Annotated in this window: 10 protein-coding genes, 4 tRNA genes, 3 rRNA genes and 1 riboswitch; of the genes, 14 read left to right on the top strand and 3 right to left on the bottom strand. The window is 53.8% G+C overall.

The genetic code is table 11. From position 1 onward, the window contains the following. Window positions 1-10 precede the first annotated feature (10 nt). A complete protein-coding gene (locus K7B04_RS04320) occupies window positions 11-364 on the top strand; it encodes a YijD family membrane protein (protein WP_163448616.1) in 354 nt (117 codons plus the stop codon). 49 nt (window positions 365-413) lie between these two features. On the opposite strand, the gene trmA is transcribed toward K7B04_RS04320, so the two are convergent. After that, entirely contained in the window at window positions 414-1514 is a 1101-nt protein-coding gene (gene trmA, locus K7B04_RS04315) for a tRNA (uridine(54)-C5)-methyltransferase TrmA (RefSeq protein ID WP_223803545.1), read from the bottom strand. Between the two features lie 114 nt (window positions 1515-1628). Next, window positions 1629-1817, top strand: a riboswitch (cobalamin riboswitch). 65 nt (window positions 1818-1882) lie between these two features. Here trmA and btuB point away from each other — a divergent pair. The 9 genes from btuB (at window position 1883) to K7B04_RS04270 (ending at window position 10367) form a co-directional block, all read left to right on the top strand. Further along, on the top strand, window positions 1883-3739 hold the full coding sequence (btuB, locus tag K7B04_RS04310; protein ID WP_223803544.1) for a TonB-dependent vitamin B12 receptor BtuB: 1857 nt from the start codon (window positions 1883-1885) through the stop codon (window positions 3737-3739). Next, window positions 3684-4541 (top strand): glutamate racemase, encoded by an 858-nt coding sequence (gene murI / locus K7B04_RS04305; protein WP_064540286.1) that lies wholly within the window; start codon window positions 3684-3686, stop codon window positions 4539-4541. The genes btuB and murI overlap by 56 nt, the downstream gene beginning before the upstream one ends. 368 nt (window positions 4542-4909) lie before the next feature. After that, window positions 4910-6449 (top strand): 16S ribosomal RNA (locus K7B04_RS04300). Between the two features lie 70 nt (window positions 6450-6519). After that, window positions 6520-6596 (top strand) — tRNA-Ile (locus tag K7B04_RS04295). A 110-nt stretch (window positions 6597-6706) separates the two neighbouring features. Continuing rightward, window positions 6707-6782, top strand: a tRNA-Ala gene (locus K7B04_RS04290). 208 nt (window positions 6783-6990) lie between these two features. Further along, a 23S ribosomal RNA gene (locus tag K7B04_RS04285) occupies window positions 6991-9898 on the top strand. Between the two features lie 93 nt (window positions 9899-9991). Beyond that, window positions 9992-10107: ribosomal RNA gene (gene rrf / locus K7B04_RS04280) — 5S ribosomal RNA — on the top strand. The 16S, 23S and 5S rRNA genes sit together here with 4 tRNA genes alongside, the layout of an rRNA operon. A 55-nt stretch (window positions 10108-10162) precedes the next feature. Continuing rightward, window positions 10163-10239: transfer RNA gene (locus tag K7B04_RS04275), tRNA-Asp, on the top strand. Window positions 10240-10291: 52 nt separating this feature from the next. Then, window positions 10292-10367 (top strand) — tRNA-Trp (locus tag K7B04_RS04270). 99 nt (window positions 10368-10466) lie between these two features. Here K7B04_RS04270 and hdfR read toward each other — a convergent pair. Further along, entirely contained in the window at window positions 10467-11285 is an 819-nt protein-coding gene (hdfR, locus tag K7B04_RS04265) for an HTH-type transcriptional regulator HdfR (protein WP_163448139.1), read from the bottom strand. A gap of 118 nt (window positions 11286-11403) precedes the next feature. Between hdfR and K7B04_RS04260 the strand changes: the two genes are divergently transcribed. After that, on the top strand, window positions 11404-11742 hold the full coding sequence (locus tag K7B04_RS04260; RefSeq protein ID WP_064549235.1) for a DUF413 domain-containing protein: 339 nt from the start codon (window positions 11404-11406) through the stop codon (window positions 11740-11742). A gap of 25 nt (window positions 11743-11767) precedes the next feature. Here the strand turns inward: K7B04_RS04260 and K7B04_RS04255 are convergent, their stop codons facing one another. After that, a complete protein-coding gene (locus K7B04_RS04255; protein WP_223803543.1) occupies window positions 11768-13288 on the bottom strand; it encodes a YifB family Mg chelatase-like AAA ATPase in 1521 nt (506 codons plus the stop codon). Between the two features lie 355 nt (window positions 13289-13643). On the opposite strand from K7B04_RS04255, the gene ilvL reads away from it, so the two are divergent. The 3 genes from ilvL (at window position 13644) to ilvM (ending at window position 15791) form a co-directional block, all read left to right on the top strand. Then, entirely contained in the window at window positions 13644-13742 is a 99-nt protein-coding gene (gene ilvL / locus K7B04_RS04250) for an ilv operon leader peptide (protein ID WP_001311244.1), read from the top strand. A gap of 139 nt (window positions 13743-13881) precedes the next feature. Beyond that, complete coding sequence (gene ilvG / locus K7B04_RS04245) at window positions 13882-15528, top strand: acetolactate synthase 2 catalytic subunit (protein ID WP_223803542.1); 1647 nt, start codon at window positions 13882-13884, stop codon at window positions 15526-15528. After that, complete coding sequence (ilvM, locus tag K7B04_RS04240; protein ID WP_040118523.1) at window positions 15525-15791, top strand: acetolactate synthase 2 small subunit; 267 nt, start codon at window positions 15525-15527, stop codon at window positions 15789-15791. The genes ilvG and ilvM overlap by 4 nt, the downstream gene beginning before the upstream one ends. The last annotated feature ends 1 nt before the right edge of the window (window position 15792 follow it).

The following is a 15792-nucleotide window of genomic DNA, read 5'->3' as shown; positions in this document are numbered from 1 at the left end:
TAAACGAGCAATGAAACAGTCAGGTCAAGAAAAGGGTACGCTGCTGCTGGCGCTGTTAGCTGGCTTATCGATTAACGGCACGTTTGCAGCCCTGTTTAGCTCCATTGTACCTTTCTCCATTTTTCCCATTATCTCGCTGGTGCTGACGGTCTATTGCCTGCATCAGCGCTACCAGAACCGCACGATGCCGGTAGGGCTGCCTGGCCTGGCAGCTGGCTGCTTTATCCTTGGCGTGCTGCTGTATAGCACCGTGGTGCGTGCGGAGTACCCGGATATCGGTTCTAACTTCTTCCCGGCGGTACTGTCGGTAGCGATGGTCTTCTGGATTGGCGTGAAGTTGCGTAACCGCAGGCAGGAATCGTAATTATCGCCCAGGCCGGATGGCGCTACGCTTATCCGGCCTACCTTCAGTCTTACTTCTTCGTTAACAGCACGCCGCATTCCATATGATGGGTATACGGGAACTGATCGAACAGCGCGAGGCGTGACACCTTGTGCGTCTGGCTCAACGTTTCCAGGTTCTGGCACAGTGTCTCCGGGTTACAGGAGATGTACAGAATGTTCGGATACGCCTGCACCATCTTCTCCGTTTCGCTATCCAGCCCGCTGCGCGGTGGGTCGACGAAAATCGTTTCGCATTGATAGCTTTTCAGATCAATGCCCTGCAAGCGGTTAAATTCCCGCACACCGTTCATCGCCTGAGTGAACTCTTCCGCCGCCATGCGGATAATCTGCACGTTGTCGATCTGGTTGGCGGCAATGTTGTACTGCGCCGCCGCGACGGACGGCTTGGCGATTTCAGTGGCCAGCACCCGGTTGAAGTTACGCGCCAGCGCCAGCGAGAAGTTGCCGTTGCCGCAGTACAGTTCCAGCAGGTCGCCCTGTGAATTGTTCGTGGCGTCCAGCGCCCACTCCAGCATCTGGATGTTCATGGCGGCGTTCGGCTGGGTGAAGCTGTTCTCGACCTGACGGTAGATCATCTCTTTGCCCGCTACCGGCAGGCGCTCATCGATATAATCTTGATCCAGCTCGATTTTGGTTTTCGTCGCGCGGCCAATCAGGTGCACATTCAGCCCCCGGGCACGTAGCGCATCGCGCAGCGCGTCGGCCTGCTCGCGCCATGCGTCATCGAGCTTTTTATGATACAGCAGTGAGACGACCGCCTGATTGCTCAGCGTGGTGAGGTAGTCAATCTGGAAAAGCTTATGACGCAGGACGTGGTTCTCGCGCACGCCGTCTAGCATCGCGGTCATCAGCGTGTTGATCAGTTCGCTGGCGGCCGGGAAGGCGTCGACGCGGATGCGGCTTTTGGTCTGCTGGTCGAACATGATGTGGTACAGATCATCGCCGTCGTGCCAGATGCGAAATTCGGCGCGCATCCGGTAGTGGCTGACCGGCGAGCGGAACACCTCCGGCGCGGGTGCGCTAAACGGCGCCATCATCGTTTGCAGGCGAGTCACTTTCTCGGCGAGCTGTGCGTCGTACTGTTCGGTTGGGAGGTGTTCGGGGGTCATGATGCATCCTGAATAATAAAAGTACGCGGGGATTGTAGGGCCTGCTCAGGGGATGTCCAGTATCGATGCAGGTGAAAATCGTAAATAGCAGTCTGGACATCTATATGTAACTAAATGTAGCATTCGCGTACCGGTCCTGTGAGTTAAAAGGGAATCCAGTGTAAATCTGGGGCTGACGCGCAGCGGTAAGGATGGTGAGAGACGAGCGCACGAAGTGCAGACACTGCGGCTTGCCGTGGGAAGTCATCGTTTCTCTATTATAGCCTCCAAGCCCGAAGACCTGCCGGATGACGTCGCATGAGGTTTTATCGTCGCGAGCAACTGATAAAGCCTGCGGCATCCTTTTTCTGTTTCGGATGCTTTGAAAAATGATTAAAAAAGCTTCGCTGATGACGGCGTTATCCGTCACGGCTTTTTCCGGCTGGGCGCAGGACAGCAATTCAGACACGTTAGTGGTCACCGCTAATCGCTTCCAACAACCTGTGAATACTGTACTGGCGCCGACCGATGTGGTCACGCGTGATGATATTCAGCGCTGGCAATCAAAAGACCTGAATGATGTGATGCGCCGACTTCCCGGCGTGGATATTTCGCAGACCGGCGGCATGGGTAACAGCAGCTCTCTTTATGTACGTGGTACTGAGGGGCGTCATGTTCTGGCGCTGATTGACGGCGTGCCGATGGCGCGTGCGGGCATTTCCAACGGTATTGATATCAGCCAAATCCCCGTTTCACTGGTGCAGCGCGTGGAATATATTCGCGGGCCGCGTTCAGCGGTTTATGGTTCCGGAGCCATCGGTGGTGTCGTCAATATCATTACTATGAGCGACAATGAACGCGCGCAGATTAACGCAGGCGTGGGGACCGATGGCTATCAAACCTACGACGGCGCGGTGAACAAACGCTTTGGCGACACGGTGGTGACCGCGGCGGGCGCTTACCAGACGACGAATGGCTTCAACGTTCAGCCAAACTCCCCTTACAGCGGCGACAGCGATCGCGACGGTTATCGTAATAAACTGTTCCTCGGCGGCGTGCAGCATAAGTTCGACGATAATTTCTCCGGCTTTTTCCGTGGTTACGGCTATACCGCCAACAGCGACTACGATCAGGGCTCATACGGCTATGCGGGTGGCAATGACGAAAGTCAGAGCTACAACCAATCCTGGGACACCGGCCTGCGCTACAACTCCGGTATCTACTCCTCTCAACTGATCGCCAACTACCAGCGTCTGAAGAATTACAACTACAGTAACGATCTCGGTCGCTATGCGGGTGACGCTACGCTGGATGATATGGAGCAGCGCTACATCCAGTGGGGTAATAACGTTGAAGTCGGGCACGGGGCGATTAGCGGCGGCGTGGACTGGAAGCAGGAGAAGCTGACGTCCAGCAGTACAACTCTCTCGGATACTTACAAACGTGATACCACCGGGCTGTACCTGACCGGGCAGCAGCAGATTGACGCGGTGACGCTGGAAGCGTCCGGACGTGAGGATCACGATGAGCAGTTCGGCTGGCACGGTACCTGGCAGACCGCCGCGGGCTGGGAGTTTGTCGATGGCTATCGCGCGACGCTCTCCTATGGCACGGGTTTCCTGGCGCCTTCGCTGGGCCAGCAGTTCGGCGCAACGCGCTTTGCCTCTTCTTATGGTCCCGGCATCGCCGCTAACCCAAACCTGAAACCGGAAGAGTCTAAGCAGTGGGAAACGGGTCTGGAGGGTTTAACCGGGCCGCTTGACTGGCGTCTCTCCGCCTACCATTACGAAATCCAGAACCTGATTGACTACAAGAACAATCAGTATATCAACGTGAAGTCGGCCACTATTAAAGGCGTGGAGTGGACGGGCAACATCACTACCGGCCCGGTGGATCATCACCTGACGCTGCAATATGTCGACCCGCGCGATGACCAGACGGATAAAGTACTCTACCGCCGCGCCAAGCAGCAGGTGAAGTATGAATTGACCGGGCAAGTCGCCGACCTTGGCTGGAACGTCATGTACCAGTACCTCGGGGAGCGTTACGACAACGACTATGACAATGGTCGCGATGTCAAAATGGGTGGGGTCAGCCTCTGGGATATCGGATTGTCGTATCCGGTCACCTCACACCTGACAGTTCGTGGTAAAATAGCCAACCTGTTCGATAAAGATTACGAGACAGTTTATGGCTACCAAACTGCAGGACGGGAATACACCTTGTCTGGCAGCTACACCTTCTGAACCACGTCCCACCGTGCTGGTCTTTGACTCTGGCGTCGGTGGGCTGTCGGTCTATGATGAGATCCGGCATCTTCTGCCGGATCTCCATTACATCTACGCTTTCGATAACGTCGCGTTTCCCTATGGGGAGAAGAGCGAGGAATTTATCGTCGAGCGAGTCCTGGAAATCGTGACTGCGGTACAGCAGCGCTATCCGTTAGCGCTGGCGGTGATTGCCTGTAACACGGCGAGCACGGTATCGCTGCCTGCGCTGCGCGAAAAATTCGCCTTCCCGGTTGTCGGCGTCGTACCCGCTATTAAACCGGCGGCACGGCTGTCGGCTAACCGCATTGTGGGGCTGCTGGCGACGCGGGGTACGGTGAAACGTCCTTATACTCACGAGCTGATCGCGCGCTTTGCGAATGAATGCCGCATTGAGATGTTAGGTTCCGCCGAGCTGGTGGAGCTGGCGGAAGCAAAACTGCACGGAGAACCGGTCTCGCTGGAAGAGCTACGTCGTATTCTGCGCCCGTGGCTGCGGATGCCGGAGCCGCCGGATACCGTTGTACTCGGTTGTACCCACTTCCCTCTATTACAAGAGGAGTTGCTGCAGGTGCTGCCGGAAGGAACGCGCCTGGTGGATTCCGGCGCGGCGATTGCACGGCGTACGGCCTGGTTGCTGGAACATGAAGCGCCGGATGCAAAATCGAGCGACGCGAATCTGGCTTATTGCATGGCCCTGACGGCAGAAACTGAACAACTTTTACCCGTTTTACAGCGTTATGGCTTTGAAACGCTCGAAAAACTACCTGTTTCAGCCTGATTTGTTCAAAAAAGAGGCGGTTGAAAAGTTTTTTTAAAACAGGGCTTGTCAACGTCTCAGAACTCCCTATAATGCGCCTCCACTGACACGGAACAACGGATTATAAGCCGCCGGGTCAGGGAGGTTCTCCTGAGAATCTCAACAGAGAAAAGCGAAATAAACGCTTGACTCTGAAGCGGGAAAGCGTAATATGCACATCCCGCGCCGCTGAGAAAAGCGAAGCGGCACTGCTCTTTAACAATTTATCAGACAATCTGTGTGGGCACTCGAAGATACGGATTCTTAACGTCGCAAGACGAAAAATGAATACCAAGTCTCTGAGTGAACACGTAATTCATTACGAAGTTTAATTCACGAGCATCAAACTTAAATTGAAGAGTTTGATCATGGCTCAGATTGAACGCTGGCGGCAGGCCTAACACATGCAAGTCGAACGGTAGCACAGAGAGCTTGCTCTCGGGTGACGAGTGGCGGACGGGTGAGTAATGTCTGGGAAACTGCCCGATGGAGGGGGATAACTACTGGAAACGGTAGCTAATACCGCATAACGTCGCAAGACCAAAGTGGGGGACCTTCGGGCCTCACACCATCGGATGTGCCCAGATGGGATTAGCTAGTAGGTGGGGTAACGGCTCACCTAGGCGACGATCCCTAGCTGGTCTGAGAGGATGACCAGCCACACTGGAACTGAGACACGGTCCAGACTCCTACGGGAGGCAGCAGTGGGGAATATTGCACAATGGGCGCAAGCCTGATGCAGCCATGCCGCGTGTATGAAGAAGGCCTTCGGGTTGTAAAGTACTTTCAGCGAGGAGGAAGGCGTTGTGGTTAATAACCGCAGCGATTGACGTTACTCGCAGAAGAAGCACCGGCTAACTCCGTGCCAGCAGCCGCGGTAATACGGAGGGTGCAAGCGTTAATCGGAATTACTGGGCGTAAAGCGCACGCAGGCGGTTTGTTAAGTCAGATGTGAAATCCCCGGGCTCAACCTGGGAACTGCATTTGAAACTGGCAAGCTTGAGTCTCGTAGAGGGGGGTAGAATTCCAGGTGTAGCGGTGAAATGCGTAGAGATCTGGAGGAATACCGGTGGCGAAGGCGGCCCCCTGGACGAAGACTGACGCTCAGGTGCGAAAGCGTGGGGAGCAAACAGGATTAGATACCCTGGTAGTCCACGCCGTAAACGATGTCTATTTGGAGGTTGTGCCCTTGAGGCGTGGCTTCCGGAGCTAACGCGTTAAATAGACCGCCTGGGGAGTACGGCCGCAAGGTTAAAACTCAAATGAATTGACGGGGGCCCGCACAAGCGGTGGAGCATGTGGTTTAATTCGATGCAACGCGAAGAACCTTACCTACTCTTGACATCCAGAGAACTTAGCAGAGATGCTTTGGTGCCTTCGGGAACTCTGAGACAGGTGCTGCATGGCTGTCGTCAGCTCGTGTTGTGAAATGTTGGGTTAAGTCCCGCAACGAGCGCAACCCTTATCCTTTGTTGCCAGCGGTTCGGCCGGGAACTCAAAGGAGACTGCCAGTGATAAACTGGAGGAAGGTGGGGATGACGTCAAGTCATCATGGCCCTTACGAGTAGGGCTACACACGTGCTACAATGGCATATACAAAGAGAAGCGACCTCGCGAGAGCAAGCGGACCTCATAAAGTATGTCGTAGTCCGGATTGGAGTCTGCAACTCGACTCCATGAAGTCGGAATCGCTAGTAATCGTAGATCAGAATGCTACGGTGAATACGTTCCCGGGCCTTGTACACACCGCCCGTCACACCATGGGAGTGGGTTGCAAAAGAAGTAGGTAGCTTAACCTTCGGGAGGGCGCTTACCACTTTGTGATTCATGACTGGGGTGAAGTCGTAACAAGGTAACCGTAGGGGAACCTGCGGTTGGATCACCTCCTTACCTTAAAGAAGCGTTCTTTGAAGTGCTCACACAGATTGTCTGATGAAAAATAGCAGTAAAGAATCTCTGCAGGCTTGTAGCTCAGGTGGTTAGAGCGCACCCCTGATAAGGGTGAGGTCGGTGGTTCAAGTCCACTCAGGCCTACCAAATTCTTCCTGATACCGCGTTGTGAAACGACTCGCATACTTCAGTATGCTTCGCCGTTCCACGCCTTGTCTCAGAAAGAATTACGGTTTTAAGAGATTCTGTCAAACGATGGGGCTATAGCTCAGCTGGGAGAGCGCCTGCTTTGCACGCAGGAGGTCTGCGGTTCGATCCCGCATAGCTCCACCATCTTTACTGCAACAAACCAAGAAAACTTCAGAGTGTACCTGAAAAGGTTCACTGCGAAGTTTTGCTCTTTAAAAATCTGGATCAAGCTGAAAATTGAAACGACACACTGTGTCTGTTCTCCGTAATAAGAACAGATAAGCGGTGTGTTCGAGTCTCTCAAATTTTCGCAAGTCGATGATGAATCGAAAGAAACATCTTCGGGTTGTGAGGTTAAGCGACTAAGCGTACACGGTGGATGCCCTGGCAGTCAGAGGCGATGAAGGACGTGCTAATCTGCGATAAGCGTCGGTAAGGTGATATGAACCGTTATAACCGGCGATTTCCGAATGGGGAAACCCAGTGTGTTTCGACACACTATCATTACGTGAATACATAGCGTAATGAAGCGAACCGGGGGAACTGAAACATCTAAGTACCCCGAGGAAAAGAAATCAACCGAGATTCCCCCAGTAGCGGCGAGCGAACGGGGAGCAGCCCAGAGTCTGAATCAGCTTGTGTGTTAGTGGAACGGTCTGGAAAGTCCGACGGTACAGGGTGATAGTCCCGTACACCAAAATGCACAGGTTGTGAACTCGAAGAGTAGGGCGGGACACGTGGTATCCTGTCTGAATATGGGGGGACCATCCTCCAAGGCTAAATACTCCTGACTGACCGATAGTGAACCAGTACCGTGAGGGAAAGGCGAAAAGAACCCCGGCGAGGGGAGTGAAAAAGAACCTGAAACCGTGTACGTACAAGCAGTGGGAGCACCCTTTGGGGTGTGACTGCGTACCTTTTGTATAATGGGTCAGCGACTTATATTCTGTAGCAAGGTTAACCGTATAGGGGAGCCGAAGGGAAACCGAGTCTTAACTGGGCGTTAAGTTGCAGGGTATAGACCCGAAACCCGGTGATCTAGCCATGGGCAGGTTGAAGGTTGGGTAACACTAACTGGAGGACCGAACCGACTAATGTTGAAAAATTAGCGGATGACTTGTGGCTGGGGGTGAAAGGCCAATCAAACCGGGAGATAGCTGGTTCTCCCCGAAAGCTATTTAGGTAGCGCCTCGTGAACTCATCTTCGGGGGTAGAGCACTGTTTCGGCTAGGGGGTCATCCCGACTTACCAACCCGATGCAAACTGCGAATACCGAAGAATGTTATCACGGGAGACACACGGCGGGTGCTAACGTCCGTCGTGAAGAGGGAAACAACCCAGACCGCCAGCTAAGGTCCCAAAGTCACAGTTAAGTGGGAAACGATGTGGGAAGGCTCAGACAGCCAGGATGTTGGCTTAGAAGCAGCCATCATTTAAAGAAAGCGTAATAGCTCACTGGTCGAGTCGGCCTGCGCGGAAGATGTAACGGGGCTAAACTGTGCACCGAAGCTGCGGCAGCGACACTATGTGTTGTTGGGTAGGGGAGCGTTCTGTAAGCCTGCGAAGGTGTCTCGTGAGGGATGCTGGAGGTATCAGAAGTGCGAATGCTGACATAAGTAACGATAATGCGGGTGAAAAACCCGCACGCCGGAAGACCAAGGGTTCCTGTCCAACGTTAATCGGGGCAGGGTGAGTCGACCCCTAAGGCGAGGCCGAAAGGCGTAGTCGATGGGAAACAGGTTAATATTCCTGTACTTGGTGTTACTGCGAAGGGGGGACGGAGAAGGCTATGTTAGCCGGGCGACGGTTGTCCCGGTTTAAGCATGTAGGCGGAGCGTTTAGGTAAATCCGGACGCTTACTAACGCTGAGGTGTGATGACGAGGCACTACGGTGCTGAAGTAACAAATGCCCTGCTTCCAGGAAAAGCCTCTAAGCATCAGGTAACATCAAATCGTACCCCAAACCGACACAGGTGGTCAGGTAGAGAATACCAAGGCGCTTGAGAGAACTCGGGTGAAGGAACTAGGCAAAATGGTGCCGTAACTTCGGGAGAAGGCACGCTGATATGTAGGTGAAGTGGTTTACCCATGGAGCTGAAATCAGTCGAAGATACCAGCTGGCTGCAACTGTTTATTAAAAACACAGCACTGTGCAAACACGAAAGTGGACGTATACGGTGTGACGCCTGCCCGGTGCCGGAAGGTTAATTGATGGGGTTAGCGGCAACGCGAAGCTCTTGATCGAAGCCCCGGTAAACGGCGGCCGTAACTATAACGGTCCTAAGGTAGCGAAATTCCTTGTCGGGTAAGTTCCGACCTGCACGAATGGCGTAATGATGGCCAGGCTGTCTCCACCCGAGACTCAGTGAAATTGAACTCGCTGTGAAGATGCAGTGTACCCGCGGCAAGACGGAAAGACCCCGTGAACCTTTACTATAGCTTGACACTGAACACTGGTCCTTGATGTGTAGGATAGGTGGGAGGCTTTGAAGCGCGGACGCCAGTTCGTGTGGAGCCATCCTTGAAATACCACCCTTTAATGGCTGGTGTTCTAACGTAGACCCGTGATCCGGGTTGCGGACAGTGTCTGGTGGGTAGTTTGACTGGGGCGGTCTCCTCCTAAAGAGTAACGGAGGAGCACGAAGGTTAGCTAATCCTGGTCGGACATCAGGAGGTTAGTGCAAAGGCATAAGCTAGCTTGACTGCGAGAGTGACGGCTCGAGCAGGTGCGAAAGCAGGTCTTAGTGATCCGGTGGTTCTGAATGGAAGGGCCATCGCTCAACGGATAAAAGGTACTCCGGGGATAACAGGCTGATACCGCCCAAGAGTTCATATCGACGGCGGTGTTTGGCACCTCGATGTCGGCTCATCACATCCTGGGGCTGAAGTAGGTCCCAAGGGTATGGCTGTTCGCCATTTAAAGTGGTACGCGAGCTGGGTTTAGAACGTCGTGAGACAGTTCGGTCCCTATCTGCCGTGGGCGCTGGAGAATTGAGGGGGGCTGCTCCTAGTACGAGAGGACCGGAGTGGACGCATCACTGGTGTTCGGGTTGTCATGCCAATGGCATTGCCCGGTAGCTAAATGCGGAAAAGATAAGTGCTGAAAGCATCTAAGCACGAAACTTGCCCCGAGATGAGTTCTCCCTGACTCCTTGAGAGTCCTGAAGGAACGTTGAAGACGACGACGTTGATAGGTCGGGTGTGTAAGCGTAGCGATACGTTGAGCTAACCGATACTAATGAACCGTGAGGCTTAACCTTACAACGCCGAAGATGTTTTGGCGAAGAGACACGATATTCAGCTTGATTACAGATAACATCAGAACGCATAAAGCGGTCTGAAAACAGAATTTGCCTGGCGGCTGTAGCGCGGTGGTCCCACCTGACCCCATGCCGAACTCAGAAGTGAAACGCCGTAGCGCCGATGGTAGTGTGGGGTCTCCCCATGCGAGAGTAGGGAACTGCCAGGCATCAAATTGCAGTAAACCGGGATGAATAATCCGGGTAGTGACAAAGAAATTCGGTGGAGCGGTAGTTCAGTCGGTTAGAATACCTGCCTGTCACGCAGGGGGTCGCGGGTTCGAGTCCCGTCCGTTCCGCCACTTATTCAATATTAAGCCTGCTAAATTAGCAGGCTTAATGATAAGAAAATTTAGGGGCGTAGCTCAGTTGGTAGAGCACCGGTCTCCAAAACCGGGTGTCGCGAGTTCGAGTCTCTCCGCCCCTGCCATCTATAATCCTTTGCTTCGGCGAAGGATTTTTTTTGCCCAAAATTTACCTTCCTGAAAGGCCCATCGCTGTTCTCCGGGCCATAAAATGATCGCTTTAATCAAAAAACGTTGTTTTTCAATATGTCGCGAATTTGTGCTTGTTTATCGCTATTTTGCAGCCAGATTGCGTATAAAGGCCGTAAAATCGCTGCGCCATCGGTTACCGGATATAACCCATCCTGCTCTTGTGCCCATGAAACAGGCAACCAGGTGCAACCTTTTAGCGGCACCAGTTGAAGGCGTGCCAGGCTAGCCGAACTGGTAGTCAGCAAAGGAATATCGTCAGCAGCGATAAGCCCCACTTCATGCTGATGGAAATCGGCCCCCCACTCCAGACGCAGATAGTTCAGATCGGCTTTGGTCGTTTCCGGGGAAGCACAATACAGCTCAAGCTCAAAATGGCCCAGTAGTTGGCTGCTGAATTCATCCATCTTGGGCGCTTCGGTAGTGAGTAAGAGATCGAGTTGGCGCTCGTGCAACTGCTTAACCAGCGACTGACGTTGGGCGATCCGCGCCTCAAACTGCAGAGAATTATCTGCCTGATAAAGCCGTGCCAGCCACTTATTGAGCATGCACTCCCACAGCGAAGCGCTCGCACCGATTGAAAACTCATTGTGTCGCGAGGTGTTCGCCACTTCTTTACGCGCAGCCTGCCACGTACTCATCAGCGTTTCGGCGTAGGGGAGAAGTTTTTCTCCCGCCGCGGTTAAACGGATGTTATTACGATGCCGGGTAAACAGGTTAACCCCAAGCTGATTTTCTAACTGACGGATTCGAAAGCTCACCGCAGATTGTGTCAGATAGAGCGCTTCTGCAGCTCGCCCGAAGTGGCGAGTTCTGCTCACTTCGAGGAAAGTTTTCAGCAATTCGGTATCCACAGCTTTCTCCGCAAATTTTTTTGTCGTAATGATTTAAATCTTTTGTTTTACACTCTGTCAAGCGTATCTAATACTCCGCGCCATAAATAGCTCGGCCAAAGAATTAGGAGCGTGTAGGATGGCGGAAAGCTTTACGACGACTAATCGTTTTTTCGATAATAAAAATTATCCGCGCGGGTTCTCTCGTCATGGTGATTTCACCATCAAAGAGGCGCAGCTGCTTGAGCGTTATGGCTTTGCCTTTAACGAACTCGATCTTGGCAAACGCGAGCCTGCGACCGAAGAAGAACAGCAGTTTGTTTCGGTATGCCGCGGTGAACGTGAGCCAGCGACGGATGCTGAACGCGTATGGACCAAGTATGTTACGCGCATTAAGCGTCCGAAGCGTTTCCACACCCTGTCTGGTGGTAAACCGCAGGTGGAAGGCGCTGAAGACTACACCGATAGCGACGATTAATAAAAAAGGGGCTTTGGCCCCTTTTTTATTGTAGTAAGGTTTGCAGATGGGCAAGCATCCTGTCGATACCGCGATAGCTGAGCGCTTCCTGCAAATGATGTTTTGCAATATCCTCAACTCCCTCCATATCTGCCAGCGTACGCGACACCTTTAGCAAGCGCTGCCAGGCGCGAATAGACAATCCCAGACGCGTTAACGTTTGTTCAAGCCATAACGCATCTGCCTCCCCCAGCGAACAATACTGCCGGATGTCGCTACTGCCTAAATGCGCATTAAGCTTTCCCTGGCGCTCATACTGGCGCTGCTGCGCCACGATAACCCGTTGCTGTACCGTCTGGCTGTTTTCTCCCGTATGTACAGACTGGCTCAGCAGACCTGGCGGCGGCAGCGGTATCTCCAGCGACAGATCAAAGCGGTCGAGAAACGGACCAGAAAGCCGATTGAGGTAACGCAGCGTCTGCTCTGGTGTACAGCGGTTATGCTGCCCCTCGTAGTGCCCGGTCGGACTCGGATTCATGGCAGCAATGAGCTGAAACCGCGCGGGGTAGGTAATTTTTGCTCGTGTACGTGAAATATGAATCTTGCCGGACTCGATTGGCTCTCGCAGTGCATCCAGAACCCGACGTTCAAATTCCGGTAGCTCATCGAGAAACAGGATGCCGTTATGGGCGAGAGAGATCTCGCCTGGCGCAGGAATTGACCCACCGCCGACCATTGCTGTCAGAGAAGCACTATGATGAGGCGCGCGAAAAGGACGGCGACGCCATTCGTTTTGCACGCGATAGGTATTCTCCAGACTAATGATGGCCGCGCTTTCCAGTGCTTCACGATCGCTGAGCGGCGGAAGCAATCCGCGCATTCGGGTGGCGAGCATAGTTTTTCCCGTACCTGGCGGCCCAATAAGCAACAGATTATGGCCACCGGATGCCGTTATCTCTAAAGCACGTTTACCCTGTTGCTGACCCATCACTTCGCTTAAATCTTCACACGCGACAGCCGTCGACAGGCTCTCCGGCGGTGGCAGACGTAAATCCTGCTTTCCTTCCAGAAATGCGCAGACTTCAAGAAGATGACTGGCAATGAGACAGTCGCTACCGCCCAGTAGCCCCACGAGCGGCGCGTCATCATCGGACAGTATAATCTGGCGACCGGCGTGGGTTGCCTCCATTGCGGCCGATAGCGCCCCAGGAATACCGCGTAGCGCGCCCGTGAGCGCTAATTCGCCTACAAACTCATACTGCCCCAGTTTTTGGCTATTAAGCTGCTCAGAAGCCGCCAGGAGCGCAATAGCGATAGGTAAATCATATCGCCCGCCTTCCTTGGGGAGGTCGGCGGGTGCCAGGTTGATGGTTATCTTCTTTGCCGGAAAGGTATATCCGCTGTTGATGATAGCGCTACGCACCCGGTCACGGGCCTCTTTGACGGTGGTTTCCGGTAACCCCACCATGACCAAGCCGGGCAACCCCTGGCTGATATGCACTTCGATAGTAATGAGCGGGGCGCTGATCCCCAGCGCGGCGCGCGTATAGACGACGGATAGCGACATAGTTCCCTCCCTGAATGGCGGTATTATGTGTCATCCTGTCGTAGCATTAATCCGATGATTACCGTATTTACGTGGCGCATTCCTGGGTTTTCGCTGATTTTCAGCGCGTTTCATTTTTTGCGGAAGCGCGCTCGAATAACGCAACCCACACCGAGCATGAAGTCTTCCGCCGGGCCGTGGTCAGAGTCAAAAGGTGAAATTTTTTCATTTCATAAATTCTCTATATAAAACAAATCGTTTTAATCAGATCGTTAGCATGGTAATCATCCGTGTCATAAAAAAAACTTGTGCTTTTTGTGATGTCTGTGGTAACTCTGTAGGTATTCCTTCGAACAAGATGCAAGAACAGACGAAAATGACAGCCCTTCTACGAGTGATTAGCCTGGTCGTGATTAGCGTGGTGGTGATTATTATCCCACCGTGCGGGGCTGCACTTGGACGAGGAAAGGCATAGAAATCAAGCCTTAACGAACTAAGACCCCCGCACCGAAAGGTCCGGGGGTTTTTTTATGACCTAAAAACAATAACGGGAGGCAGATGATGACACGCAGCATAAAATTCTGTTTCTCACGATCTACGGCGGGGAACTAACTATGAATGGCGCACAGTGGGTGGTACATGCGTTGCGAGCGCAGGGTGTTGAAACGGTATTCGGTTATCCAGGTGGAGCCATTATGCCGGTTTATGACGCGCTGTATGACGGCGGCGTAGAACATCTGCTGTGTCGACACGAGCAGGGCGCGGCGATGGCGGCCATTGGCTATGCCCGTTCTACGGGTAAAACCGGTGTCTGCATCGCCACTTCGGGCCCAGGGGCAACTAACCTGATCACCGGCCTGGCGGACGCGCTGCTCGACTCGGTTCCCGTGGTTGCCATCACTGGTCAGGTTGCCGCACCGTTAATCGGTACCGATGCTTTCCAGGAAGTGGACGTCCTTGGTTTGTCACTGGCCTGCACCAAACACAGTTTCCTGGTGCAATCCCTGGAAGAGTTGCCGCGCGTGATGGCAGAAGCGTTCCAGGTGGCAAACTCAGGCCGTCCAGGCCCGGTCCTGGTGGATATTCCTAAGGATGTGCAGATCGCGCAAGGCGAACTGGACCCGTTCTTCTCCACCGTCGAAAGTGACGATGTTTTCCCGCACGCCGAAATGGCGCAGGCTCAGCAGATGCTGGCGCAGGCGCACAAACCGATGCTGTACGTTGGTGGTGGTGTTGGGATGGCGCAGGCGGTTACGGCGCTGCGTGAATTTATGTCTGTGACGCAAATGCCCGCGACTTGCACCCTGAAAGGTCTGGGCGCGGTACCGGCAGACTACCCGTTCTACCTCGGTATGCTGGGGATGCATGGCACCAAAGCTGCTAACCTGGCGGTACAGGAATGTGACCTGCTGATCGCCGTCGGCGCGCGCTTTGACGACCGTGTGACCGGTAAGCTGAATACCTTCGCGCCGCACGCGAAAGTTATCCATATGGATATCGACCCGGCTGAAATGAATAAGCTGCGCCAGACGCACGTTGCGTTGCAGGGTGACCTGAATGCGCTGCTGCCCGTGTTGCAGCAGCCGCTGGCCATCGACGCCTGGCGTCAGCACAACGCCGGGATGCGCGCCGAGCACGCCTGGCGCTATGATCATCCTGGTGACGCTATCTATGCGCCTCTGCTGCTCAAGCAGCTCTCCGATCGTAAACCGGCGGAATGCGTTGTCACGACCGACGTGGGCCAGCACCAGATGTGGTCCGCTCAGCATATGACCTACACCCGTCCAGAGAACTTCATCACCTCGAGCGGCTTAGGCACCATGGGCTTCGGCCTGCCAGCCGCCGTGGGCGCCCAGGTCGCGCGCCCGAACGATACGGTTATCTGTATCTCCGGTGACGGCTCTTTCATGATGAATGTGCAAGAGCTGGGCACCGTGAAGCGTAAGCAGTTACCGCTGAAGATCGTGTTACTCGACAACCAGCGGTTAGGAATGGTTCGACAATGGCAGCAGCTGTTCTTCCAGGAACGTTATAGCGAAACCACCCTCACCGATAACCCCGATTTCCTCATGCTGGCCAGCGCCTTTGGCATCCCTGGTCAGCACATCACCCGTAAAGACCAGGTTGAAGCGGCACTCGACACCATGCTGGCAAGCGAAGGCCCGTACCTGCTTCATGTCTCAATTGACGAACTTGAGAATGTCTGGCCCCTGGTGCCGCCTGGTGCCAGTAACTCACAAATGCTGGAGAAATTATCATGATGCAACATCAGGTCAACGTGCAGGCCCGCTTCAACCCGGAAACCTTAGAACGCGTCTTACGCGTGGTGCGTCATCGCGGCTTTCAGATTTGCTCGATGAATATGGAAACCGCCAGCGACGCGCAGAATATAAATATCGAATTGACCGTTGCCAGCCCACGGTCGGTCGACTTACTGTTTAGCCAATTAAATAAACTGGTGGACGTGGCCTCGGTTGCCGTTCAGCAGTGTACAAGCACATCACAACAACAAATTCGCGCCTGAG

Source organism: Kluyvera sp. CRP (assembly GCF_019930565.1).
GTDB lineage: Bacteria > Pseudomonadota > Gammaproteobacteria > Enterobacterales > Enterobacteriaceae > Kluyvera > Kluyvera georgiana_A.
Note: the sequence above shows the minus strand (reverse complement) of the source record. Positions and strands in the feature narration are given on the sequence as shown.